Origin of the sequence: Mesorhizobium sp. M0960 (genome assembly GCF_040319055.1) — a bacterium.
In the GTDB taxonomy this organism is placed as follows: Bacteria; Pseudomonadota; Alphaproteobacteria; order Rhizobiales; family Rhizobiaceae; genus Mesorhizobium.
This window is the reverse complement of record NZ_JAMYNN010000023.1, coordinates 18,111-42,808: the sequence shown is the minus strand read 5'-3', so window position 1 is coordinate 42,808 and position 24,698 is coordinate 18,111. Positions and strand designations below refer to the sequence as shown.

Sequence of the window (24,698 nt, the reverse complement as noted above, 5' to 3'; positions counted from 1 at the left end):
TTGTGAGCGGGAATGATGACACTGACAAGCTCACCGTTCATTCGAGCACGGCCTCGATACGGGCAACAAAGTAATCGAGCGAGCGATCCCCGCGAATCTCGATCCGCGGAAGGTCGATGGGATCGCAATCGAGGTCCGCCGGCCCGTGTCTGCCGCCGAAGCCGATCCGATAGCCGCACTCCTTGGCCAGCCTGCCAAGCCGTCGGTCGGTGACCGAGAAGGGTGCCGCGAACGCCGTGGTTGGCCGACCGGTCCACCGTTCGATGAACATACGAGAGCGCAGGAGTTCGGCGGCCAAGTCAGAGCTCGACAGACCATCGATCGCGCGATGCGTCGCCAGATGGCTTCCGAAGAACGCACCTTCGCCGGCGAGGCGTCGCACTGTCCTGGCGTCCATAAGCTGCGTCGGCGGGCCACTGTAGGCGTCCCACTGTGCACTTTCACCCACCAGGTCCGTCACCAGGAACACTTCCGCGGTCAGGTCGTTCGCGCGCAAGGTCGGCCAGGCATGGTCGGCAAAGTTCTGGAAGCCGTCATCGAAGGTGATGAGCACTGGGCGGCCAACGAAAGGCTGACGGTTGGCGATGAACCATTCCAGCTGCTCGGACCTAATCGCGTGAAAGCCATTGGCGCGCAGCCATGCCATCTGGCTGGCGAATGCGGCGGGGGTGAGCCGAAAACGGGCGAGCGCGGCTGGACCTTCATCGGAGACGCTGTGATACATGAGGACAGGGATACGCTGTCGCCGCTCGCTACGTGCGACGTCGCGGCGCAAGGCCCGCGCCCCGCCCCAGACGATTTTCCGCGCGACCCCGATTTCGACGGGCGCGCGGATTGGCACGTGATCAATCATCGGTTCCGTCGCCACGTCGCCTGGTGACAGGCGGCGGAAGCGGTCTATGCGGTAGAGCTCGGTCTGGATCGATTGCTCGAGGACGAGGCCGTCGGTCGCTGCCAGCGTCTCTGAGATCGCTTGTGCACCGAATGTGTTCCAGTCGAAGCCCGTCCTTTCGATATTGTCACGTAGCACGAACGCGTGTGCGCTGATGAAACTGCCGCCAGGCGCCAACGCCTCAACGAGTTTTTTGGCGATGCGCCGCAACTCGGCGAGATCATCCAGGTAGTAGAGCACTTCCGAACAGACGATCAGATCCATCTCACCCGGCAGCGTGTCGGCGGAGAAATCCAGTACGCCGAACTCAACGTTCGGCTGATCGCCGCATCGCGCGCGCGCCCGCCCGATGGCTACGGCGGAGATGTCAGTTGCGGTCAAATGGCCCACCCGCGGCGCCAGCTGACGCGTGAAGTGGCCCTCCGCGCAGCCCAGCTCAAGCGCCCGTCCGATGGGACCGGCAGGCAAAATTTCGAGCTGCCGCTCATATTTTTCCTGCTCATAGGGCGAGCCGTAGTTCCAGGGATCCTCGGTCGCGAAATGGCGATTCCAGAAAGACGTGCGATCATTGTCGTGCCCATCCGCGGCCCGTGCACGGCGCGGCGCTGCAAGAGGCTCTTTAGTTTCGGCGCTCGACCCAACCAGCGCCTGCGCTTCCGCGGCCAATCCCGCGAGTTTGCCGAAATGGCTGTCCCGATCAGACCCGCGTCCCGCTATGGACAACAATGCCTCGGCTGCAAATATGTCTGACTTGTCGGCACCGACGCCCTTTTGCGGTGCATGCATAGGCGATCGCCTCGCAAGCGGCGCGGCACTGTGCATAAGCCGCTCAGGGGGCACGAAATTCAGGATCAATTCAGTCCAATGACGCCTTGTCACTTTCCCGAGTACGCCGAACTGTACGAAAGCCTCGATCTGGCCATCCATCATCAGATAGGCATAAATTTGATCGATTCCTTCCGGAAGTTCGATCGAGGTCGGATTTCGAGCGTCGACGCGAATTCCGAGTGTCCGCGCCAGTCTGCGCGGTGCGGCAAGGTCGTCGAAGTCGAGAAGCATTTGCTCAAGGTGATACTGGACGCGGCGACCCGCTACGGGATCGTCCCAGACCTTGCCGAGTTCGATGATCAATTCGGTGAGGGAGCCGCCGAACCTGCCCCACCTGGCAGCCAATTGCGCTGGCACCGACAGGCTTCCTGCCATAAGGCCATCGAAGACCACCTTGGCGATCTCACGCGCCCACTTACGTCCTGGCGGGAGCGCGCGCAGGGACTGCGGGTTGATCGAGGCCGAGCCGCAGCCGCAATCCGACGCGGCGTTCCACAACGCGAACCATGCGAGTGCTTCGGAAGCGGTGCGGCCGTTCGCCTCGATCGCTCCATTGGCGTGAGCCGATGCTGGGTGTTTGACCCTGGGATCAGCAGAAAAACCGCGGGTGATCACGATTTCCGCATCCGCCAGCATCTGCGTCGAATTGCGGCTGAGCGAGTTGGGGCTGATCCGACGGAAAGCGAGCGGCTCGTCGACCATCACCCAATTTTTGCCTAGACGTGCGAGGCGCTGCCACAGATCCCAGTCCTCGCAGGTGCGCAGCGACACATCGAAACCGCCCAACTCGACAATTGTCTCCCGGTCGACCAGCAGCGCGTGAATGGCGATGGCACACCGGCGGGCGAATGTCTCGAAGGGGTGGATCGCAACGTCCGTTGTGATGCTCGACGGGGTGAGTTCGCCATCGGGCATCACGCGCCGGGAACCGCAATAGGCGGCGACCGCATCGGGCGCGGCTTCAAGTGCGGCCAGCATTTTAGCAAGGAAGCTGGCATCCACCCAATCGTCCGCATCCAGAAACATGAGCCAGTGGCCGCGTGCTGTCGCCATCCCGCTATTGCGCGCGCCGGCGGCGCTATGCGCGCATGAGCTCAACATCCGAAATCGGGCATCGTGCTGCACATAACCGGCGATGATCGCGGGGGTGCGGTCCGTGGAGGCGTCGTCGACGATGATCGCCTCCCAATCCACAATTTCCTGATCGAGAAGGCAATCGAGTGCGCGCGCCAGCGTTACCTCCGCGTTGTGCGCAGGAACCACGATTGAAACCAAGGGATTATGCGCCACGCCGTCTTACCCGCGCCTGGTTCGAAGGTAGCACAAGATGCGTCGATCTTTCTCGGCGTAGGCCGTCACAATCGACGCCAATCAGTCCGTCGACCCATCGTCTACCACGACTATATCCAGTATCTGGTAGGTCTGCCGGCGGATGCCGGCGAGCGCTGCGCCGACGGTTTGCTCGGCATTGACCCTCGGTACCACACCGCCTTGCGGTAGCATTGTCCTGGATCATCGAGCTTTCGTTTTCTTCGGCAAGAGTCGGCGAATGTCAAAACCGGATGACGGCATCGGCTGGCAGCACTGCCCTGTCAAGATCGGGGCGAATTAGAGGCAGGCGAAAAAGACTTGAAGACAGGCCGAATGGCAAGCGCGCATGCCCGACGGCTTAGAACTGAGGCCGATGCGCTGGGGCATTTCCTTTCGCGCATTTCATCTGCAAAAAGATGATCGCGGGCGAGACGGGAGCGTAAGCTGATCCGGATCGACCCCCATGTCGAAATCTACCCGAATGGGGACGCACGAACCGACTTAAGCCGAGAAGATTCCGGCTTGCGGGTTGGCTATTTTGCTGACATGTTTATCAGTTGCTAAATTAGCGCTGTGACAATGTTCAAAAGAAGGGGCATGGGATGGCCAAGGAATCTTCGAGTACCGCTTCTTCGGCAAATAAAGCGGACGCAAATCTGATAAGTAATGCAGACGGAAACGGGCTGACCTTCATGGCGGGCCAGGCTCGCGAGAGCGGGGCCCCCGGCGACGCTGTAGGTGTCGACAAGATACGTGATCTGCTGTTCGGCAACCAGATGCAGGACTATGACCGCCGCTTTTCCAAGCTTGAAGAACGGGTCTTGCAGCGCTTCAAGGATGTCGAATCCGAGGCCAAGCGCAATCTTGAAATGTACGAGTCAAATGCAAAGAAGCAGGTCGACTCGCTTGCGGCACAATTGCGGAACGAAAAAGACGCGCGAGCCGACGCCGACAAGGAGATTGACCGGAATCTTCGCGAGCAAAATCAGGCGCTTGAAAAGCAGGTGCGCGCGTTGTCGGATCAGTTGAGCGAGCTTGAGCGCGAAGTTGCGGACCGGATAAATCGAAACGACCATTTGCTGCGTGAGGAAATCAAGCAAAAGAATGAAAGCATTCAGATGCTGATGGAGAAAATGTTTTCCGATCTCGGCAATGTCAAGACCGACCGAAATCTTTTGGCTGGCCTGTTTGTCGAGGTTGCAAAATGCTTAAATCAGGATCCCGTCGGCAGCAAGAGCAACTCGGAGCGTAGCTGGAAAGTGAGTTGATCGGAACTTGACGTCAACCGTCGACCCAATCAGCCTTCCTCAAAGAACAGCTTCGAACGATACAGAGATTGATCGCGAGGCTCTGGCTCGCCTTTTGATCGAAATTGCCCGGAACGTTGATCCGGACTATCGTGCGCGTCTCGACGGAATCCCGACCGCCGATCCTCGCATGGAAACGCTTCGCCAGTTGCTGGTCGGTCGCGAAATTTCGGAGCTTTCACGAGTTACGCACCTGCTCGACGAACCCGAGCAGCTTGCGGCTGCAGTGGGGAGCGTTCTCCCCAGTGCAGCCGCACGTGCGCTTCATGCGCAACTCGGAGAGGCCCTTGCGCCGGCTGTCGAGAGGGCCGTGCAACGGTCCATCCAGAAGAGCCCGCGTACGCTTACGGATATATTGTACCCGGTGTTTCTGCCGGCTATTCGCAAGTCGATCGGCGAAAAGATCGACCAAACCTTTCAATCGCTGAATGAAACTTTAAGACATATATTTACCTGGCATGGACTCAAGTGGAGACTTGAAGCTTGGAGAACAGGAGCAAGCTTCTCAGAAGTTGTTCTTAAGCATTCTCTTGTCTATCGTGTGGAACACGTCTTCCTCATCAATCGCAATTCCGGGCTTTTGATAGCGCATGTAACTGCCGACAATGCAACTAGCGAAGATCCTCAACTCATTTCTTCTATGCTTAGTGCAATTCAAGATTTTGTAAAAGACTCATTTAACGAGAAAGAACAGAGCGGCCTGGACACTATTCGTTTCGGGGAGCTTCGTCTCTGGTCGGAAGTTGGACCGTTTGCGACCTTGGTTGCGGTGATCCGGGGAAATCCGCCGGAGGAATTACATGAAATAATTCGCGATGTATTGCTTCGCATCCATGATGAATGCTCACAGGCTCTAGAGCAGTTTGACGGCGACAGTTCGCAGTTGGCCGGCGTAGAGACGCAGTTGCAGACCTGCGTTGAACTGAAGCAGGAGGAATCAAACCAGGGATTTCCGTGGCTGGTAGTGGCTGCAGTCCTGCTGGTTTTGATTCCCGCAGGCGGTTGGTTCTTTCTTTCCTGGCAATCCGGGCAGCGCTGGCAGGCGTATGTGTCGCGACTGGGGACCCAGCCGGGCATCATCGTTGCCGAACAAAAGGTGCGCGATGGCCAATTCTATATTGCCGGCCTGAGAGACCCGCTTGCCGCCGACCCGCAGTCGCTGTTGGCCGGAACGCAGGTCGATCCTGCCCGCGTTCATTCACGCTGGCAATTCTATCAGAGCCTTGATCCGGAGTTCGTGTTGAAGCGGCTGATGGTGTCGCTGACCCCGCCGAAATCGGTTCGGCTTTCGATCGTCAATCATCGCATCGTTGCCGAGGGTGAGGCTTCCGACAGCTGGATAGATCGCGCACGCGCAGCGGCCCGACAGCTTTCGGCAGGCGGACCGGAATTCGACATCTCCAGAGTTCGTGATGTGAGCCCCGAAGCACGCGCGGCGGAGCACTGGCAGACTTATGTGTCGCGACTGGAGGCCCAACCGGGAATCATCGTCGCCCAACAAACGGTGAGGGGCGGACATTTCTATATTTCCGGCCTGAGAGACCCGCTTGCCGCCGACCCGCAGGCTCTGCTGTCCGGAACGGAGGTCGATCCCGCCCGCGTTCATTCGCAGTGGCAATTCTATCAGAGCCTTGATCCGGAGTTCGTCCTGAAGCGGCTGATGGTGTCGCTGACCCCGCCGAAATCGGTTCGGCTTTCGATCGTCGAGGATCGCATCGTTGCCGAGGGTGAGGCTCCCGACACCTGGATAGATCGGGCGCGCGCAGCGGCCCGACAGCTTTCGGCAGGCGGACCGGAATTCGACATCTCCAAGGTTCGTGATGTGAGCCCCGAAGCACGCGCGGCGGAGCACTGGCAGACTTATGTGTCGCGACTGGAGGCCCAAGCGGGCATCATCGTCGCCCAACAAACGGCGAGGGGCGGACATTTCTATATTTCCGGCCTGAGAGACCCGCAGGCCGCCAACCCGCAGGCTCTGCTGTCCGGAACAGGGGTCGATCCTGCTCGCGTTCATTCGCAGTGGCAATTCTATCAGAGCCTTGATCCGAAGTTCGTGCTGAAGCGGCTGATGGCGTCGCTGAGTCCGCCGGATTCGGTACGGCTTTCGATCATCAAGGATCGCATCGTTGCCCAGGGTGAGGCTCCTGCCGCCTGGATAGATCGGGCGCGGGTCGCCGCCCAACAGCTGTCCGCGGACGGACTCTCTCTAGAAATCTCCGAGCTGCGTGAGTTGACCCCTCCGGAACTCACTCATTTGAGGGAGGCTATTCAAGCGGTCGACATTTTCTTCGATTCTGGCAAGGCTGTACCGGGACCAGAGCAACTGCCGGTTCTCGACAAATTGGCGAATCAGTTGAAGCAATTGGCCAAGGACGCCCGCAAGGCAGGCGTAACAGCACAGTTCATGTTGACCGGCCATTCGGACGAGACGGGCCGTGAAACGGCCAAATTGTCCATCAGCGCCGCGCGCGCGGAAACAGTTCGTGCGCTTCTCAAGAAGCGCGGCGTCGATCCGGAATTGCTCTTGGTTCGCGGCGCGGGCACCTTTGAGCCAGCGGAGACTGAAAATAGCCGAACCGGGAGCTCGGCCAATCGCAGAGTTTCGGTTACGGTAAACTTCCACTAGGGCGGAGCCCAGGATATTGCAAAAGAAGATCTGCATGTTGGGCGGGTTCGCTGTCGGAAAGACGAGTCTGGTTCGCAGGTTTGTGCAAAGCATCTTTTCCGAAACCTACTTGACCACGGTGGGAGTGAAAATCGACAAGAAGAGTGTCGCATTCCCGGACAAAACCGTGGATCTGATTTTGTGGGATTTGGCCGGCGAAGACGATATCGGCTCATTCCGCGTCAGCTATGTGCGAGGTGCGAGCGGGCTCGTGCTTGTCGTCGATGGAACCCGCGCCGCTACTCTTGCCGTGGCGCTCACGTTGCGCGAGCGGGCCGAGGCGGAATTCGGCGCTATGCCGTTTGTATTGCTGTTCAACAAATCCGATCTGGTCGATCGGTGGGCAATATCGGATAGTGAAATTAACGAACTGAGGCAACTTGGATGGCAAATCTATCTAACAAGTGCGCTTTCGGGTGAACATGTTGATGATGCGTTTCGTCATCTTGCTTCGATGGTTAGCAAATAGACCATGCATGAATTGCCACGAGAAGTCAGAAGCTGGATTTACGATTTCTTCGACAACGAGCACTCCGTCGCATATCTGAAAATCGACGCCCAGCTTTGCATAGCTGCGAAGGGCGGTAACGTTGAACATTACGGACTCTCATCAGTTCGCATAGGTAAGCCTGTTGCCGAGCAGCTTGAATTCATGGAAGGTTTGCTGCCCTGCCCGGAGCTTCCATATCATATGGCCATGGTCGAACTGCCCAGCGGGCGTGTCGCGGACCTCCATCTTTTTGCTGACAATGCCTGCGTGTGGCTGCTCTTTCTTGACGCCACTGCCGAACGCGACAATAGGCAGCGACTTCAACAGAAGGCTTATGAAATGACGCTCCTGCAAGAGAGGGAGCGTCAACTCAACGAGAAATTACAATCGATGAACGAGGCGTTGAGGGCGAGCCAAGAGGGATTGTCGCGTGAATACCAGCGCGCCGAAGCCCTGCTCCTCAACATTCTTCCGGCGTCTATCGCGGAGCGGCTAAAAGCGCACGAAGAAATTGCAGACAACTACGCAGAGGTGAGTGTGCTTTTTGCCGACATCGTCGGTTTTACGGAAAGAGCGCGGAACGTCGGAGCCGTGACGACGCTCGCTATTTTAAATTACTTCTTCAAGGCGGCGGATCTGCTCTCGGAGCGATACGGCTGCGAAAAGATCAAGACAATCGGCGATTGTGTGATGGTGGTCGCTGGCCTGCCCGCCGCGCGATCCGATCATGCGGAAGCCCTTGCGCACTATGCACTTGAACTGCGGAAGGCGGTTAAGCTCGAACGCTTCGCAGGAGAACCGATAAGACTCAGAATTGGAATTCACTCAGGACCAATCGTGGCGGGCGTCATAGGCAAAAGGCGGTTTGCATATGACCTATGGGGCGACACCGTTAATCTCGCCGCACGTATCCAAACGTCCGCGGAGCCCGATGAAATCCGTATTTCGGATGCAACTCACAAACTGCTTGGACCAAATTTTGCTTGCGACCCACTCGCGGAAACGGAATTGCGTGGTACAGGTCGTGTGCGAATGTGGCGGCTCCCGGGGGAAATCGGATCCTGATATCTGACGTCGCCATCGTTCTTCCCTGCACGGTCATGCGCCCAGTTTCCATCACATAGCCTCGGTCGGCGATGCCCACCGCGGCATACGCGTTCTGGCCTGGGGGATCCTGGTGCCGGGTCTTTTACGCCCAGCATCACGGATGCGCAGTTCATATAACGGCTGGAGGCTGGGCCTAGGTCGGAATGCCCTCCCCCGGCGGCTAAGTAGACACCGCGAAGTACCCGGCGTAACGGTCTGGGTCGAAACGATGACGTCTTGCACCGCAACATCGGTTTCTTCAAGGTAGGGCAACAACGGACATAGATGTCGTTGCTAGCCGATCTGACCGGAAGGTTAAACAGCACGATGCCACGCATCATTCGACGATTGGGGGCCAGGAACCTGGCGCGCCTGGCACGGCGTCTCGGAGACCTGACTGCGATGTTTGCCCTGATTGCCAGGCCGCTCGTCTTTGGGATCGCCCTTTTGTTGACAGGTCAGGCACAGGCGCAGGCGCCGGCGACCGCCCCGCCTGAAAGGGTCAAACAGCTGCTCGAGCTTCTCGACGATCCATCAGTGAAGGCCTGGGTGGCCGAACAGCGAAATCAGGACGCCGGGTCAACGGGAGCGCCTGCCGAGACAGGAGCTTCGCCGACCGACGCATCGTCCGGCGCCGTGGCCGCACCCGGCCAGATGAATACGATGGCATCCTCGACGCTTGATGGGATCAGGCATCATATCGAAAGAATCGTGCGAACTTTGCCCTTGCTGCCAGGCCAGTTCGCGCGCGTTCGGGCAGAGACGATGGAGGATATGTCCAGCAAGGGGTCAGCCGCCGTATTTGTGCTGATTGCGATGTTCATCGCTGCCGGCCTGGCACTCACTTGGGCAACGTTCAAGTTCACCCGTCCATTTCGTCTTTGGATTATCGCGCAACCGAAGGATACGCCGATTGGGCGAGCCAAGAAGATTGGTGGTCGCATGCTTTATTCCAGCATGCTGATCGTCTCTTTCGCACTGGGCAGCGCCGGCGCGTTCATGTTGTTCGACTGGCCAATGCTTATCCGCGAGATTGTACTGACATTTCTGATGGCGGCAGTCGTTACATGGGGTGTGCGCATGTACGTCATGGCCATGCTCGTCCCTTCCTTCATGAATGTCGAGAATGCCGTCGAGGTTCGTGCTTTGCCGATCACCAACGAAGCGGCTGACCATTGGTCCTATTGGCTACCCCGGATCGTCGGCGTCTTCGCCTTCTTCGGCGCCGCGTTTATCCTCTTGCCAGGTCTCGGCATCGATCAGGACGGAATGATGGTCCTGTCACTGGGCGCCGACTTCGTGCTGCTGGTGCTCCTGCTGCTCGCGGTTTGGCGTCGGCCAAGAACGCAGCGAGACGGTGCGCGCCACATCGGTCACACGGAAGCGACATGGCTATTGACTGCTTATTTCGTCGTCCTGTTCCTGCAGCGCATCGCCGGCCTTTATACATACTTCTGGTTTACCTTCGCCGCATTCTTCCTGCCTTTTGCAATCGTGATGACGCAGCGCGGGGTTAATTTCGTTCTGCGACCAGGTTCGGAAGATGTCGGCCGGCCTACGATCCCGGCGGTGACGATCGCTGTCATCGATCGCGCAATCCGAATGATTTTCATCTTGGCGGCGGCTTACTTTCTCGCACGTGTCTGGGGTCTGGACATGCAATCCATGCGGGACAGCGATACGACGACGACGTTCATATTGCGCGGCTTGGTCAATGTCGTGGTCATTGCCCTAGCAGCCGATTTCGGCTGGTCGATCATCAAAGCTTTGATCGAACGAAAGCTGGGCATCGAAACACCGCACCCTGTGATCAGCGACGAGGATGTCCCGGTCCTCGATCCGCAGCAGGCGCGGCTGCACACGCTCTTGCCGATCCTCCAGAACATTCTGCTCGCATCGATCATCGTGATGGCGGTGCTTATGATGCTCGCCTCGCTGGGTATCCAGATCGGCCCGCTGATCGCCGGCGCTGGCGTCGTCGGCGTCGCCGTGGGCTTTGGGGCACAAACCATCGTCAAGGACGTCATTTCAGGCGTGTTTTTCCTGCTCGATGATGCGTTCCGTGTCGGCGAATACATTTCATCGGGCAATTACAAGGGTACTGTGGAAAGCTTTTCGCTGCGCTCGGTGAAGCTGCGCCACCATCGTGGTCCGCTGTTCACGATACCTTTCGGTGAACTCGGGGCAGTCCAGAACCAGAGTCGTGACTGGGTTATCGACAAATTCAACATCACCGTTGGTTATGACACCGATATCGACTTCGCTCGCAAGCTGATCAAGCGGATCGGCCTCGAACTGGCGGAAGATCCCGAGTTCAAACACTGGGTGCTCGACCCGATCAAGATGCAGGGCGTACAGGAGTTCGGCGAATACGGCATCGTATTGAGGGTCAAGGCCACAACCAAACCGGGAGGCGCCTTCGGTATGAAACGCAAATTCTATGTACGCCTCCGCCAAGTCTTCAAAGAGCAGGGCATCGAACTCCCATTTCCGACCGTCCAGGTCCAGGGGCTACAGAACCCACATGGGGCAGAGAATGCGCCGTTGGAGATCACACCCGAGTTGAAAATGGCCGTTGCGCAGTCGCACACTATTCGGCGCAGAAAAAAAGCCAGCACACCGGAGTAGGAAAGCTGTGACACCTGCCGGTCACAGCGTCGCTTTCCGCGCATCGCCCGTGGCAGGGATACTCTTCTATCTTCAACCGTTAAGACGAAAAAGACGGTCACGAGGCAGTCTACAACCAGAGTCCGTCCCGAGATTTACATCGGGCTGCGTAAGTTGATACAGCGGTACGTTCGAGACAGCGCCATCGGCTACCTGCCGCGCGTCAGTCACGCGATAAGGACCGTCCCGCGAGAAGCGGCGCGTACGCGGCGAGCCTGCGGGATACGAACTCGGTGAAGAGCCGCACGCGCTTCGTCTTGCGTGTCTCCCCCTGTGTGAGAAGCCAGAGCGTTCCGTACATGTGCAGGTCGGTGCCCGGCACCCTCACCAGTAGGGGGTCGGCATCTCCGACGAAGCACGGCAGTGTCGTCATCCCGAGCCCTTGCCGTACTGCAACGATCTGCGCCTCGCCGTCCGTGGTCCTGAACGGAACCCCCGTGGTACGAACCTCACCCTCGCTGGCCCAATCCGGGATGCCATGAATGCTTATGACGATCCACCGGATGGGATCAGGCGCGCCCGCACGCCACGCGGCTAGTCGATCGCGAGACATGTAGACGCCGCCGAACAGCTCCGGTCCCTTCAGGCCGTGAAGATTGAGCGGCAGGGTTTTGCGGTCGTAGACGACGCGGATCGCGACGTCGGCCTCCCGGTTGGTCAGATTTGCCAGCTCGCCGGACGACAAGATTTCCATCTCGATGTCCGGATGCAGACGCGCGAAATCGGCGAAATCCGGCATGAGCAGGTGTGTCGCGAGGGGCGGTGCCAGCGTCACCCGCAGAAGCCCGCGCACGCTCTGGTCGCGCCCGAAGACGCGCGTCTCCAGCAGGTGCGACGACACTTCCATCTGGTCCGCGAACTCGAGGACCTCCTCGCCCGCAGCCGTCAGGCGGTAGCCCGAAGGCAGCTTTTCGAACATGTGCACCCCGAGGCGTTCCTCGAGCTGGGCGACGCGTCGCAGCACGGTCGAGTGGTTCACACCGAGGCGCTCGGCGGCAGCCCGCACGGAGCCTCCGCGCGAGACGGCAAGAAAGTAGCGAACGTCATCCCAGTCGATCATGGTGCAATCCGGCACCGCGCGGTGCGCCTTCCAAAGCCCGTATTTAACACATCGAACAGCAGTACGGGCGGTCATCATAGCCTATGTCGACGAGCGCGGCCCAATTTCGAACGGCGGACGCCGATCGTCGCGGCTGGCCTCAGTCGTCCAGCCGGATCGATTTCGCACCACCGATGTGCGCGCTTCCGCACTCAACACCTGACGCCGGCGGACCCATTTCGAGGTTCTCGGAGGCAGATGCTGTCCCGACACCACGAAAGGAGAAGTCATGGGAAAGCTTGAGGGTAAGGTTGCAGTCATCACGGGTGGATCGAGCGGCATGGCGCTGGCGAGCGCCAAGCGGTTCGTTGAAGAAGGCGCCTATGTTTTCATCACGGGCCGGAGACAGGAGGCGCTGGACGAGGCCGTCAAGCTGATCGGCCGGAACGTGACCGGCGTGCGCGGCGATGCGGCCAATCTCGATGACCTCGACCGCCTGTTCGATACAGTCAAGCGGGAAAAGGGCAAGATCGACGTCCTGTATGCGAGCGCCGGCACGGGCGAAGCCGTCCCACTGGGCGAGATTACCGAGCAGCATTTCGATGCGACCTTCGGCCTGAATACGCGCGGCACGCTGTTCACGGTGCAAAAGGCGTTGCCGCTGTTCAACGATGGCGGATCGATCTTCATGACCGGATCAGTTGCTTCGGTGAAAGGTTTTCCTGGTTACAGCGTGTATGCGGCGAGCAAGGCGGCGTTGCACGCATTCGCACGCGGGTGGCTCAACGAGCTGAAGGGAAGGAATATCCGGGTGAACGTGCTGCACCCGGGGCCGATCGCCACACCGATGCAGGACCAAGTTCTCGACGAGGAGGGGAAGCGGATGTTCGAATCCCTGATCCCGCGGGGAAAGATGGGGCGTCCTGAGGAAATTGCGACGGCCGCGCTGTTTCTTGCTTCAGACGATTCGAGCTTCGTGAATGGGCTGGAGTTGTCTGTCGACGGAGGCTTCTCGGCCATCTGAAATCGCGGCGGATCGCGGGAAGCGGCTGACCGGCGGGAACTAGCGTGTCCATGATGGAACGCCGGGACGTCTACGCAAAGGACGCCACACAGTAGAACGGATAACCCAGCGCCGTTGAGGGCCGGGGAATCAAGACCAATACGGATCGGAGAAGCACTATGAGCTACGCTATTGTAGGATTCGGTAAGATAGGCCAGGCCCTCGCCCACGCCTTCGCCCGTAAAAACATCGACGTGACCGTCGCGAGCCGCCGGCCGCCCGAGGCGCTGGCGCCGCAGGCTCGGGCGATTGGACCCACGGTCGTCGCCAAGTCGCTGCGGGATGCACTCGAGGCCGACACAATCATCTTGGCGGTCCCGTTCGGGGAGCATCGCGAGGTTGCGAAGGCCCTGCCGAGCTGGAAAGGCAAGACGGTCATCGACGCGATGAACGCGTTTCCAGTCCCTGAAGAGCTGGACGGTCTCCCGTCCTCCGCCTTCGTCGCGAAGGCGTTCACCGGCGCCAAATTCGTGAAAGGGTTCAATCACCTGATTGCGGCCACCCTGGCTGCCGATCCGATCGTCGAGGGCGTGCACCGGGTCGTCTTTCTGTCGAGCGACGACGAGGACGCGACCGCTCCGGTGGCGGCCTTGGCCAAACAACTCGGGTTCGCACCCGTCAAGCTGGGAAAGCTCAACGAGGGTGGCGCGCTGGTGCACGCACGCGGCCGCACTTGGGGCCAGCTCATCTTCCAGGATTTGTTCAAGAAGGAGCAGTAATCGATGTATGATCATGTGATTTGGCCCGAGCGATATGATCCGAAAACGTCGGCCATCTACGCACTCAACGACATTGACGTGAAGGCGCCGGCTGAAGTGGTCTGGAAGCTGCTCGTCGATGCCGAGAATTGGTCGAGCTACTTTCCCGCCGAAGATCAGGTCAAGATCTTGACCGGCAAGCCGGAACTGGCGCTTCAAACCAGATACAGCCGGGTGACGGTTGGCTTTCCGATGAGTCTGGTCGTGACGGAGTGTGAACCCTTCCGCAGGCTCGCGTGGGCGACGACGGTCGATGGCGACGAGACCGGCTCGAGCGCGTACCACGGCTGGGTCATCACTCCTACGGTCGATGGCTGCCATGTGCTGACCGAAGAAACGCAGCAGGGCCCTTGGTTCCTTGAGGAACTCGGGCGCAAGCATCCCGGTGCACTCTACCGCTATCACCAGGAATGGGTCGAAAGCCTCGCCCGCGCTGCGGAGGCGGAAGTGGCAAGCAGGGCAAGTTGAATGGGCTTGTCTTAAGGCCTGGCCGGTTGCTTGGGCCGCAACGCTTTCGACCGAACAGTACTGGGCCTGCCTTCGTCCCGAATATTGTCGGTACTCAACAGACGACGGGCGCTTCCAGCCTGGATCGGCGGATGATCACCCACCTACCATTGGAGATAAATGACATGAATATTGAACTCAGGGGCCGCAAGGCGATTGTCACCGGATCCACCGCCGGAATCGGCCGCGCGACGGCGGAGGGGTTTGCCCGTGCCGGTGCATCGGTCGTCGTCAACGGCCGTGGGAATACCCGGGTCGACGAGGCGGTGAGGCAGATGCGGCAGGCCTTTCCCGGAAGCGACATCTCGGGCATCGCCGCCGATCTTGCGACAGCGGAGGGTGCCCAGGCCTTGATCGCGCAGGCGCCGGACGCCGATATCCTTGTGAACAATGTTGGTACGGCTCACATCCGGAGCTACAGTGGCGTCGAGGACATCGCGAAGATCCCCGACGAGGACTGGCTTGGCCTCTTCCAGTTGAACGTAATGAGTGGCGTGCGCGTGACCCGTCATTATCTGCCGCGGATGGTGGCGAAAGGCTGGGGCCGCGTCGTGTTTGTAAGTAGCGAGTCCGCAGTCAACATCCCTAAGGAAATGCTCGACTACGGCATGACCAAGACCGCTCAACTCGCGGTGTCGCGCGGGCTCGCCGAGGCGGTCGCGGGCACGGGTGTCACAATCAACGCCGTCCTGCCGGGACCTACCCGCTCTGAGATCCTGGGCGACTTCATGGCGAAGCAGGCTGACGCAAACGGAATCACGCAGCAGGAGGCCGAACAGGGCTTCTTGAAGGCGATGCGTCCGACCACCCTCATCCAACGCTTCGCGACCACCGATGAGGTGGCCAACATGATCATCTACGCATGCTCGGAGCAGGCTTCGGCGACAACCGGCGCGGCTTTGCGGGTGGATGGCGGCGTGGTCAAAGCCAGGGTCTCGTACGCGATATGCTGCAGTGGTTGACCGAGGACCTGACATCGCAGTATCAGCGGCCGCGGCACATACATTCCGGGATATGTGCGGAAGAAGTCGACGCTGCCGCGCGTGTAAAGGTGCGGAAATCGACGCCTCAGTTCGACTTTCTTCTGACCGCTTACAATCTTGGTAGCGTACTCTGGCTTGACGCTCAGAACGAAGTCGTGGCGGAAAGGTCAAGGTTGTTCATTCAGTGACGATCGCAAAATTTCCCACGATCGGGCATTATCCTACGCGAAACAAATTGTGAACCGCTGATTGATCCAAATCGGCGACGGAGGTCACCGAGCGATCTGCTTCCGATATTGCGGTTCGCAAGCCCGCAGGAAACGCCGAAGCAACAGGCGTCACACTCGCCTGTCTGTAACCCAAAGGCCGTAGTGTGGCAGAGCAATGGCTCTTGGGATCATCACAAAAGAAAGGACGCTTGGCTGCCGCTGTTGCAGTTGTGGGAACAACCGCTTTCAAGTCGAGGCAGAGTTTGGGTTAACGACTGAGATGAGGCGCAAAGCAGCCATGCCGCCGTCGCGTGTGAGACTCTGCTTCGGGTCACAAGCAAAACAGCAGCCCTATGGCTCGTCCCTCACATCGCGCAAATTAGACACAACCCGGCGGTTCTGCGACCTGCAGGCGTTGTCGGGGCACTCACGGACGAGCCTGTCCTTGCCGTAGCCCTTGGCCCACATGCGGTTGCGGTCTATGCCGCCGGCGGCGAGGTAGTCCATCACCGCATCGGCGCGCTGCTGCGACAGCGCCGTTTCACTTGCGCCGGGATCGTCGGCGAAACCCTGCAGCTTGAGCAGCCAGCGCGGATGCTTTGCTAACCAGGCGATCTGGGTGTCGAGGGTGGCCTTGGCGACAGAATCGAGCGCGGCCGAACCTTGCGTGAAATAGGTGCGGCGGCCGACATTGAGGATAAAATCCTCCTCGCTGCCCGGCTGCACGTTCTGGAAGCCGGCAACCTCGGTGTTGGTGACGTCGGGCGTGGAAGGGGCCAGCGTGTTGCTGGTCGAGCAGGATGCGACCAGCACCAGCAGGCCGGCGGCGAGCAGCCGGCGCGTGTTTTCAATCGTGCGGTTCATGAGGCGCCAATCATTCGACAGTGGTGGAAGCGGGCGCCTGGTCGGCGATGTGCGGCAGGACCTGCACCGCGGTGCCGATCGGGCAGCGCTGGTAGAGGTCGATGATGTCTTCCGGGAACATACGGATGCAGCCGCTGGAAGCGTCGGTGCCGATGCTCCATGGCTCCAGCGTGCCATGCAGGCGGTAGCCGGTGTCGGCGCCGTCGCGGTGCAAATAGAGCGCGCGCGGCCCGAGCGGATTGTTGGACGCGCCGCCTGCGACCATGGGTGGTAGGTCCGGCTTGCGCTTACGCATTTCGGGGGGCGGGACCCATTGCGGCCACAGCGCGCGGCGGTCGATCGTCGCGCGGCCGTACCATTTGAAGCCGTCCTTGCCGACGCCGACGCCGTAGCGGATGGCGGTCTTGTTTTCCATGATGACGTAGAGGAAGTGGTGGCGGGTATCGACCACGACGGTGCCGACCGGCTCGCTGCTGAAATACTTGACGATCTGGCGATGCCATCTCTTGTCGATCTTGGCGAAGTTGGTCTTGCGATAGACAAAATTGTTGTCGCTGGCGGTACCGGCGAAAAAGGATTTTGCCGCCGCGGCTTGAGCAATATTGCTGGTTGCACCCACCGCGACCAGCGCCAGGCCACCGAGCACGACACCCCTGCGTGATAAAACCATCGGCAATATTCCCCCATGCCTAAAGCCTGGCGGACCATAGTTGAGAATTATTTCGCCTCAAAGTGGAAAATGCTGCGTTGCTTAAGTCGGCCGTGTCCGGACATTCGGCAATTTGGCGGCGAGTGACCGAATTGTGACTATCTTGCCGAGGACAAACGTCTAACCTAAACCCCCTCCAGGACCTTACCAAATTGGCGCGACTGTTTGGGACCGGGCGTAGTTGCGACATTTGCCCTATCCGGAAGTGTGAGCGATGCCGTGGGCATGATGCATGCTTTTCGTTCGGTTGCTGCGATGATCGTGATGTCCGGCGTGGCAGGTTGCACCAGCATTTCCTACTACGCACAATCCTTGAAGGGTCACGTGGAGATCATGGCGGCGCGCCAGGATGTCGGAGAGCTGATCGACAATCCTTCGACCCCTGGGACATTGCGCGCTCGAATGGCATCGGCGAGCGCCATCCGACAGTTTGCGATAGATGAACTAGCGCTGCCGGACAACAACAGCTACCGCAGCTATGTTGACGTTGGTCGAGACGCGGTGACATGGGCCATCTTTGCAGCGCCGGAATTCTCGCTGACGCCACGAACATGGTGCTTTCCGGTGTTCGGATGCGTACCGTACCGAGGGTACTTCTCCAAAAGGTCTGCGATTGAAACCGCTGTGGAACTTCAGAGACAGGGCCTGGACATCTATGTGACGGGCATCACTGCATATTCCACGCTCGGCTGGTCAAGTGACCCGCTGCTAAGCACCATGCTCAGCCAAGATGAAACGTATCTTGCAGGGCTGGTATTCCACGAACTCGCTCACCAGCGCGTCTACGTGCATGACGATTCCTCGTTCAACGAAGCGTTCGCTGTCGCTGTCGAAACAACGGGTGTGAGAAAATGGCTGCGCGCGACCGGCGATACTGCCGGATTGCGCCGTTACGAAGCCGACCGGAGGCGCAGAGCTGAATTTCTTGTGCTGGTGTCGCAGACCCGGGACGAGCTAAGGCATGTCTATGACGACGATGTTACTTCTGAGCAGAAGTGGGCCGCGAAGAAGGCCGCGATCGAACGGCTGAGGACGCGATACCGACAGATGCGCGACAGGCGCTGGGGTGGATACCGTGGATATGACGCCTGGTTCGATGCTCCGATCAACAACGCAAAGCTCGCCGCGACTTCCGTCTACAGCGATCGGGTGACTGCGTTTCTCCGCTTATTCGATTTGTGTTCGGGCGACTATCCACGGTTCTTCGCGTCGGTTCGACGGATAGGAGCGTTAGACAAATCTGACCGCGCCGAAGCGCTCGAGGCGGCAGATACATGCGATTGGGCCGGTCAAATCCGAAGGCCAGAAGCGGCGAATCGGTCGCTGATGTACTCGGCAGCCAGCGCAGGTGATTGAATTGACCATTTGTCGGCCGATTTCCTAGGTACTTTGACGTCGGCGGGGCCAGAAGACGCATGTCGGCCTACAGAAGCCAAAAGCGGACTTGCCTGAACTCCCCGAGGGGTCCTGGACCACAATGATTGCCGGCGGGCTGTGGCGCCTCAGTGTGCGCCCCTACGAGGCCGAAAACCTCACGCTCACGCCGCGCTGCCGAAAATAAGCCTGCATCAGCTTGCGGCCCGAACGGTTGTTCTGTGCCAGCCTTGCCGGATCGAACACCGCCTGTTCTATCCCCTCTCGCGTCAGCGCTGCTTTGAGCGCCGCGATATGTGCGTCGATGTCGGCATTGTTCGCCCGGAGCGATGCATAGATGCTGTCGGTCGCCTCGGCCACGGTCGGCTCGCTCACGGGTGTACTCCTTTGGCTATTCGGGCGGCGGCTTAGCACAGATCAGCGGCTTCGCCGATACCGATAAGACGGCTAGATGGGCGGCAACAGTGTTCCTTGGGGTCGGTTGTGAGTCATAGGTTCCGCCTGAGTCGGAGATCGCAAGCCATGTCGACATGAACGAGTGAGGAGGATTGGACGCACACGTTCGAGTATCCGGGCTTGCCTGCCGCGCGGCTGACCGTCCGGCCGCGCGGAAGTCGTTCACGGCAGGACGTCTACGCGTCAATTCAGGAATTCGAACCGATGACGCGCATCGCTTGGGGTGGCAGTCCGAAGATCTCGCGAAGGTCGCCATGCAGCGAAACGGATAACCCAGCGCCGTTGAGGGCCGGGGAATCAAGACCAACACGGATCGGAGAAGTATTATGAGCTATGCGATTGTAGGATTCGGTGCGGTAGGCCAGGCCCTCGCCCACGCCTTCGCCCGTAAAAACATCGACGTGACCGTCGCGAGCCGCCGGCCGCTCGAGGCGCTGGCGCCGCAGGCTCGGGCGATTGGACCCACGGTCGTCGCCAAGTCGCTGCGGGATGCACTCGAGGCCGACACAATCATCTTGGCGGTCCCGTTCGGGGAGCATCGCGAGGTTGCGAAGGTCCTGCCGAGTTGGAAAGGCAAGACGGTCATCGACGCGATGAACGCGTTTCCAGTCCCTGAAGAGCTGGACGGTCTCCCGTCCTCCGCCTTCGTCGCGAAGGCGTTCACCGGCGCCAAATTCGTGAAAGGGTTCAATCACCTGATTGCGGCCACCCTGGCTGCCGATCCGATCGTCGAGGGCGTGCACCGGGTCGTCTTTCTGTCGAGCGACGACGAGGACGCGACCGCTCCGGTGGCGGCCTTGGCCAAACAACTCGGGTTCGCACCCGTCAAGCTGGGAAAGCTCAGCGAGGGTGGCGCGCTGGTTCACGCACGCGGCCGCACTTGGGGCCAGCTCATCTTCCAGGACCTGTTCAAGAAGGAGCAGTAATCGATCTACGACCGTGTGGTCGACGCCGAGAACTGGTCGCGCGCTAACTTCTTCGAGCAGCGCGCGACCGAATATTTGAAGGCCACAAAGTCGCGAAGGTTGGGGTGGGCCCGACGGGGTATGGGCGCCGTTCGAAGAGCGGGGAGACGCCCGACACAGCGGCAGATCTGCCGGTCGCCTAGAACCTATCGGCTGCTATCGATGGCCTAGGATTCGCTCGAGTGTCCTCTGCTATCCGATACTACTCCACCGCACTCCCTCCTCACTCCCACTCGATCGTGCCTGGCGGTTTGCTCGTCACGTCGTAGACGACGCGGTTAATGCCGCGCACCTCGTTGATGATGCGGGTGGCGGCGGCGCCCAGGAATGCCATGTCGTAGTGGTAGAAATCCGCAGTCATGCCATCTACCGAGGTGACGGCGCGCAGCGCGCAGACGAATTCGTAGGTGCGGCCGTCACCCATCACGCCGACGGTCTGCACCGGCAGCAGCACGGCGAAGGCCTGCCAGATGGCGTCGTAGAGGCCGGCCTTGCGGATCTCATCCAGATAGATGGCATCGGCCTCACGCAGGATCTCCAGCTTTTCGCGGGTGATGCCGCCCGGGCAGCGGATGGCGAGACCGGGGCCGGGGAACGGATGCCGGCCGATGAAGCTGTCGGGCAGGCCGAGCTCCTTGCCGAGCGCCCTCACCTCGTCCTTGAACAATTCGCGCAGCGGCTCGACCAGCTGCATGTTCATGCGCGCGGGTAGGCCTCCGACATTGTGGTGCGACTTGATCGTCACCGACGGTCCGCCGGTGAAAGAGACGCTTTCGATGACGTCGGGATAGAGCGTGCCTTGCGCCAGGAAATCGGCGCCGCCGAGCTTCTCGGCCTCCTCCTCGAACACTTCAATGAACAGCCGGCCGATGGTCTTGCGCTTCTTCTCCGGATCCGACTCGCCCTCGAGCGCGCCGATAAAACGGTCCGAAGCATCGACCAGGATCAGCGGCAGATTGTAGTGCTGGCGAAACATCTCCACCACGCCGGCCGCCTCGTCCTTGCGCATCAGCCCGTGGTCGACGAGGATGCAGGTCAGCTGATCGCCGACCGCCTCGTGGATCAGCAGGGCCGCGACCGAGGAATCGACGCCGCCCGAAAGCGCGCAGATCACCTTGCCCTTGCCGACCTGCTTGCGGATCGTCTCGACCGCGTGCTCACGGTAGGCCCGCATCGTCCAGTCGCCTTCGATGCCGGCGATGTTGTGGACGAAGTTTTGGAGCAGCCTGGCGCCGTCCGGCGTGTGCACCACTTCGGGGTGGAACATGAGGCCGTACATCTTGCGCTCAACATTGCCGAAGATGGCGAAGGGCGAGCCCTCCGATTTTCCGAGCACCTCGAATCCCTTCGGCAGGGAGATGACACGGTCGCCATGGCTCATCCACACCTGGTGGCGCTGGCCGGGCGCCCACAGGCCCTCGAACAACGGGCTGTCCTTGGCGATCTCGACGAAGGCGCGGCCGAACTCGCGATGGTCGGAGCTTTCGGCGACGCCGCCCATCTGCACGCACATCGCCATCTGGCCATAGCAGATGCCGAGCACCGGCACGCCGGCGTCGAAGACGATCTGTGGCGCGCGCGGACTGCCGATGTCGCTGGTCGAGGCCGGACCGCCGGACAGGATCACCGCCTTTGGATTGATGCGCTTGAACGCCGCCTCAGCCGACTGGAAGGGCACGATCTCGGAAAAGACGCCGGCCTCGCGAATGCGGCGGGCAATCAGCTGAGTGAACTGGCTGCCGAAATCGACAATCAGGACGGTGTCGGGATGATTGGCTGTTTTCATGGCGAGCGTTTAAAGAAAGAAACGAGTCGGCGCAATGGGTTGCGGGGCGTCTCTCTCACTCCGAATCCGCATCTTCATGGGACAGGTCAAAACTGCAGCGTGTCAGACGCGATCGCCTGTTCCAGCAGTTGCACCGCCGCGGCCAGCTTCTCGTCGATGACATGCAGGTATTCCGTCCAGTCGCCGACGTGTCTTAGATCGGCCGCCCCGTCGGAAATGCCGCGCAGGCCGATAAGCGGCACGTCGAACAGCTGACAGGCGCGCAGGCAGGCGAAGGTCTCCATGTCGACCATATCGGCCGCGATCGCCTCGTAGGTGGCGCCGGAGACGATTGCCGCGCCGGTGGACAGCGTCGCCGGCCTGATGCCTGGTATCCTGAACGGCAGGGGCACGCTCACCGGCAGGTCGAGAAACGGCGTGGCGCCCTTCTCGAATCCCAAGGGCGAGGCGTCCATGTCGCGGTAGCCAACCGAAACGGCCTGGTAGATTTCCGTTTGCTCCAGCGTCCGGCTGCCCGCCGACCCGAGCGACACGACGAGATCCGGCAGCGCCTTCCCGGCGTGCAGCCGGGACAGTTCGGCGCTGAGCCCGACGCCGGCCTCGACCGGTCCGACGCCGGTCAGCAGCGGCGTGAACAGCCGCTGCAAGTGTGGGCCGTATTCGGCCTCGGCCGCCATGACGAAGAGAACGGACTTGCCGGAGATCAGGGTGAGCTCACCAGGTGTCTTGCCGGCCATGATCGTCCATCCTCCCCTGCCCGTTCCTCAGCCCTCGATACCGTCGCGGCCGAGCACCGTCATCATCGTTCCGGTCATTGTGGCGATCAGCTTGGCCTCGCCGTCGGTGGCGAACGCATAGGCCTGGCCATCGGCGACGATAATGGTGCGACCGGGCTTGGTCACCGAGCCGCGGAACAGGAAGCGCTCGCCCCGGCCGGGCGCCAGCAGATTGACCTTGAACTCGATGGTCAGCACGCCGGAATTTTCCGGCATCAGCGAGAATGCCGCATAGCCACAGGCCGAATCGAGAGCCGTCGAAATGACGCCGGCATGAAGAAAGCCGTGCTGCTGGGTCAGTGCCGACGAATAGGGCATTTCGATCTCGATGATACCGGGCGTCACCAGCGTCAGCTCGGCGCCAATCGTCATCATCGCGTTCTGGCGCGCGAAGGACGTCCTGACGCGGTCCTCATAATCGGGAGCAGGAACGATCTTTGCTGCCATGGCCGTCGCCCTTCGTTTCTCGACAAATCTTATTGCAGAGGCATTTATCGCAGAGGGGTGGGCGGCAGGCAATCGCAAATGCTGCACTGCAGCAATTGGCTAAACCTGCTGATAAGAAGCGAGATCGGCGACATCCGGCAACCGTTCAGCCAGCCCGCCGCAGCGCGCAGAAATAAAAGCCGTCGGTGCCGCTCAGCAACGGCGACAGCGAAATGCCGCCCGCGGCGCCAATACGCACTGCCGCTTCGTGGCCCGCAAAACGGCTGTCCCAAAGCTGGCGGTGATCGACCGGGACAAAGCCGGGATGGCGGTCCCGGAAGGCCGAAACCTGGTCGCCATTCTCCTCGTCGAACACCGAACAGGTGATGTAGACCAGCAGGCCGCCGGGTTTGACGAAGTCCTTGGCGGCATCGAGTATCGTCTCCTGCTCGCCCTTGCGGGCGTCGAGCTGCCTTTGCGTCAGCCGCCATTTGGCATCCGGCCGGCGCCGCCACGTGCCGCTGCCGGTGCAGGGCGCATCGATCAGGACGATATCCATGTGCTTGCCGAGCGGCGCAAGCTCGGCCGGCTTGGTGACGATCTGCACATTGCGGTTTTCCGAGCGGCGGATGCGGTCGAATATCGGCGCCAGCCTTGCCTTCTCGGCATCGTGGGCGAAGATCTGGCCGCGATTGTCCATCGCCGCAGACAGCGCCAGCGTCTTGCCGCCGGCGCCGGCACAAAAGTCGAGCACCTGCATGCCAGGCTCGGCGCCGGCCAGTTCGGCCGCAATCTGCGAACCTTCGTCCTGAACCTCGAACCAGCCTTTCTGGAAGGCCGGTTCGGCCTGCACGTTCGGGTGCCTGCCGTCGCCGTCGATCGGCGGGATGCGGATGCCGTGCGGCGCGATCCGCGCAGGCTTGGCGCCGGTCTCCGCCAATTCCGCCAGCACCTTGCCACGATCGGCCTTGAGCGTGTTGACCCTGAGGTCGAGCGGCGGGCGAGTGCCAAGCGCGGCACCCTCTTCCACCCAGGCCGTGCCGAACGCCCGCTCGAACAGCGGCATGCACCAGTCGGGGATGTCTGCCCTGACAGCCGGCGGCGCGTCGGTGAGCCGGCGAGCGGCGAGGGTTTTCAATTCGTCGGCGCTCAGCAGCGGCGGCGCGAACTTGTCGCCCTCGAGCGCCTCGTTCAGCGACTGCGCCGTCTGGCCCCATTCGAGCAGCAGCGCGCCGAAGCCGATGGCGCGCGGCTTCTCCTCGCCGAGCAGCCAGCCGGCGGAGCGTTTGCGGCGCAGCGCGTCGTAGACGATGTTGCCGATCGCGGCGCGGTCGCCGCCACCGGCGAAGCGGTGCGACAGGCCCCAGTCCTTCAGCGCATCGGCCACCGGCCGGTGGCGCCGGCCGATGTCGTCAAGCACTTCGATGGCTGCCGCCAGCCGCCCGCCCAGTCTCATTGTCGTCTTCCATTACTCAGCAAAATAAAATCCGGCCCTGCTCTTAGAGCTTTTCGTGTCCTGATTGAAACAGTCTGTTTC

22 protein-coding genes are annotated in these 24,698 nt (G+C 60.6%); 11 read left to right on the top strand and 11 right to left on the bottom strand.

From position 1 onward, the window contains the following. Positions 1-37: 37 nt before the first annotated feature. Both NKH63_RS27835 and NKH63_RS27830 read right to left on the bottom strand, forming a co-directional pair. Positions 38-3,010, bottom strand: a complete 2,973-nt coding sequence (locus NKH63_RS27835) for a trifunctional glycosyltransferase/class I SAM-dependent methyltransferase/polysaccharide deacetylase (protein ID WP_352919683.1) — start codon at positions 3,008-3,010, stop codon at positions 38-40. A gap of 81 nt (positions 3,011-3,091) precedes the next feature. Further along, the gene (locus tag NKH63_RS27830) at positions 3,092-3,223 is read right to left on the bottom strand and encodes a glycosyltransferase (RefSeq protein WP_352482330.1); all 132 of its coding nucleotides are present in this window, start codon (positions 3,221-3,223) and stop codon (positions 3,092-3,094) included. Positions 3,224-3,633: 410 nt separating this feature from the next. On the opposite strand from NKH63_RS27830, the gene NKH63_RS27825 reads away from it, so the two are divergent. The 5 genes from NKH63_RS27825 to NKH63_RS27805 all read left to right on the top strand — a co-directional run bounded on the left by NKH63_RS27825 (position 3,634) and on the right by NKH63_RS27805 (position 11,207). Next, positions 3,634-4,299, top strand: coding sequence for a DUF3450 domain-containing protein (locus tag NKH63_RS27825; RefSeq protein WP_352482331.1), 666 nt, complete (start codon positions 3,634-3,636; stop codon positions 4,297-4,299). Positions 4,300-4,306: 7 nt separating this feature from the next. Next, the gene (locus tag NKH63_RS27820; RefSeq protein WP_352482332.1) at positions 4,307-6,964 is read left to right on the top strand and encodes an OmpA family protein; all 2,658 of its coding nucleotides are present in this window, start codon (positions 4,307-4,309) and stop codon (positions 6,962-6,964) included. A gap of 16 nt (positions 6,965-6,980) precedes the next feature. Next, on the top strand, positions 6,981-7,472 hold the full coding sequence (locus NKH63_RS27815) for a Rab family GTPase (protein ID WP_352482333.1): 492 nt from the start codon (positions 6,981-6,983) through the stop codon (positions 7,470-7,472). Positions 7,473-7,475: 3 nt separating this feature from the next. Next, positions 7,476-8,558, top strand: coding sequence for an adenylate/guanylate cyclase domain-containing protein (locus NKH63_RS27810; RefSeq protein WP_352482335.1), 1,083 nt, complete (start codon positions 7,476-7,478; stop codon positions 8,556-8,558). Positions 8,559-8,981: 423 nt separating this feature from the next. After that, a complete protein-coding gene (locus NKH63_RS27805) occupies positions 8,982-11,207 on the top strand; it encodes a mechanosensitive ion channel family protein (RefSeq protein WP_023716507.1) in 2,226 nt (741 codons plus the stop codon). A gap of 202 nt (positions 11,208-11,409) precedes the next feature. On the opposite strand, the gene NKH63_RS27800 is transcribed toward NKH63_RS27805, so the two are convergent. Then, entirely contained in the window at positions 11,410-12,306 is an 897-nt protein-coding gene (locus NKH63_RS27800; RefSeq protein ID WP_023716506.1) for a LysR family transcriptional regulator, read from the bottom strand. 268 nt (positions 12,307-12,574) lie between these two features. On the opposite strand from NKH63_RS27800, the gene NKH63_RS27795 reads away from it, so the two are divergent. The 4 genes from NKH63_RS27795 to NKH63_RS27780 all read left to right on the top strand — a co-directional run bounded on the left by NKH63_RS27795 (position 12,575) and on the right by NKH63_RS27780 (position 15,575). Then, on the top strand, positions 12,575-13,309 hold the full coding sequence (locus NKH63_RS27795; RefSeq protein ID WP_292208972.1) for an SDR family NAD(P)-dependent oxidoreductase: 735 nt from the start codon (positions 12,575-12,577) through the stop codon (positions 13,307-13,309). 158 nt (positions 13,310-13,467) lie between these two features. Beyond that, entirely contained in the window at positions 13,468-14,067 is a 600-nt protein-coding gene (locus NKH63_RS27790) for an NADPH-dependent F420 reductase (protein ID WP_502895877.1), read from the top strand. A 3-nt stretch (positions 14,068-14,070) separates the two neighbouring features. Beyond that, positions 14,071-14,574 (top strand): SRPBCC domain-containing protein, encoded by a 504-nt coding sequence (locus NKH63_RS27785; RefSeq protein WP_352547369.1) that lies wholly within the window; start codon positions 14,071-14,073, stop codon positions 14,572-14,574. Positions 14,575-14,738: 164 nt separating this feature from the next. Further along, positions 14,739-15,575: an SDR family NAD(P)-dependent oxidoreductase gene (locus NKH63_RS27780; RefSeq protein ID WP_352919679.1), complete on the top strand. Its 837-nt coding sequence runs from the start codon at positions 14,739-14,741 to the stop codon at positions 15,573-15,575. Here the strand turns inward: NKH63_RS27780 and NKH63_RS31405 are convergent. The 3 genes from NKH63_RS31405 to NKH63_RS27770 all read right to left on the bottom strand — a co-directional run bounded on the left by NKH63_RS31405 (position 15,470) and on the right by NKH63_RS27770 (position 17,339). Further along, the gene (locus tag NKH63_RS31405) at positions 15,470-15,742 is read right to left on the bottom strand and encodes an ASCH domain-containing protein (RefSeq protein ID WP_502896372.1); all 273 of its coding nucleotides are present in this window, start codon (positions 15,740-15,742) and stop codon (positions 15,470-15,472) included. The two genes, NKH63_RS27780 and NKH63_RS31405, sit on opposite strands and share 106 nt — an antisense overlap. Positions 15,743-16,156: 414 nt before the next feature. Beyond that, a complete protein-coding gene (locus NKH63_RS27775) occupies positions 16,157-16,669 on the bottom strand; it encodes an OmpA family protein (protein ID WP_352482338.1) in 513 nt (170 codons plus the stop codon). A 10-nt stretch (positions 16,670-16,679) separates the two neighbouring features. Then, complete coding sequence (locus tag NKH63_RS27770) at positions 16,680-17,339, bottom strand: L,D-transpeptidase (protein WP_352482339.1); 660 nt, start codon at positions 17,337-17,339, stop codon at positions 16,680-16,682. Between the two features lie 264 nt (positions 17,340-17,603). Here NKH63_RS27770 and NKH63_RS27765 point away from each other — a divergent pair, with 264 nt between their 5' ends. Beyond that, positions 17,604-18,734 (top strand): aminopeptidase, encoded by a 1,131-nt coding sequence (locus tag NKH63_RS27765; protein WP_352482497.1) that lies wholly within the window; start codon positions 17,604-17,606, stop codon positions 18,732-18,734. Between the two features lie 159 nt (positions 18,735-18,893). On the opposite strand, the gene NKH63_RS27760 is transcribed toward NKH63_RS27765, so the two are convergent. Beyond that, positions 18,894-19,127, bottom strand: a complete 234-nt coding sequence (locus NKH63_RS27760) for a hypothetical protein (protein WP_023716496.1) — start codon at positions 19,125-19,127, stop codon at positions 18,894-18,896. A gap of 407 nt (positions 19,128-19,534) precedes the next feature. On the opposite strand from NKH63_RS27760, the gene NKH63_RS27755 reads away from it, so the two are divergent. Beyond that, positions 19,535-20,134 carry an NADPH-dependent F420 reductase gene (locus tag NKH63_RS27755; protein WP_352716861.1) on the top strand — a complete coding sequence of 200 codons (600 nt, stop codon included), beginning with the start codon at positions 19,535-19,537 and terminating at the stop codon, positions 20,132-20,134. A gap of 262 nt (positions 20,135-20,396) precedes the next feature. Here NKH63_RS27755 and guaA read toward each other — a convergent pair whose 3' ends face one another. The 4 genes from guaA to NKH63_RS27735 form a co-directional block, all read right to left on the bottom strand. Further along, complete coding sequence (gene guaA, locus NKH63_RS27750; protein ID WP_352482341.1) at positions 20,397-21,959, bottom strand: glutamine-hydrolyzing GMP synthase; 1,563 nt, start codon at positions 21,957-21,959, stop codon at positions 20,397-20,399. 86 nt (positions 21,960-22,045) lie between these two features. Beyond that, entirely contained in the window at positions 22,046-22,696 is a 651-nt protein-coding gene (locus tag NKH63_RS27745; RefSeq protein WP_352919675.1) for a 5'-methylthioadenosine/S-adenosylhomocysteine nucleosidase, read from the bottom strand. Between the two features lie 27 nt (positions 22,697-22,723). Continuing rightward, positions 22,724-23,182 carry a PaaI family thioesterase gene (locus tag NKH63_RS27740; RefSeq protein ID WP_352910808.1) on the bottom strand — a complete coding sequence of 153 codons (459 nt, stop codon included), beginning with the start codon at positions 23,180-23,182 and terminating at the stop codon, positions 22,724-22,726. Positions 23,183-23,327: 145 nt separating this feature from the next. Further along, a complete protein-coding gene (locus NKH63_RS27735) occupies positions 23,328-24,617 on the bottom strand; it encodes an RsmB/NOP family class I SAM-dependent RNA methyltransferase (RefSeq protein ID WP_352919672.1) in 1,290 nt (429 codons plus the stop codon). Positions 24,618-24,698 lie beyond the last annotated feature (81 nt).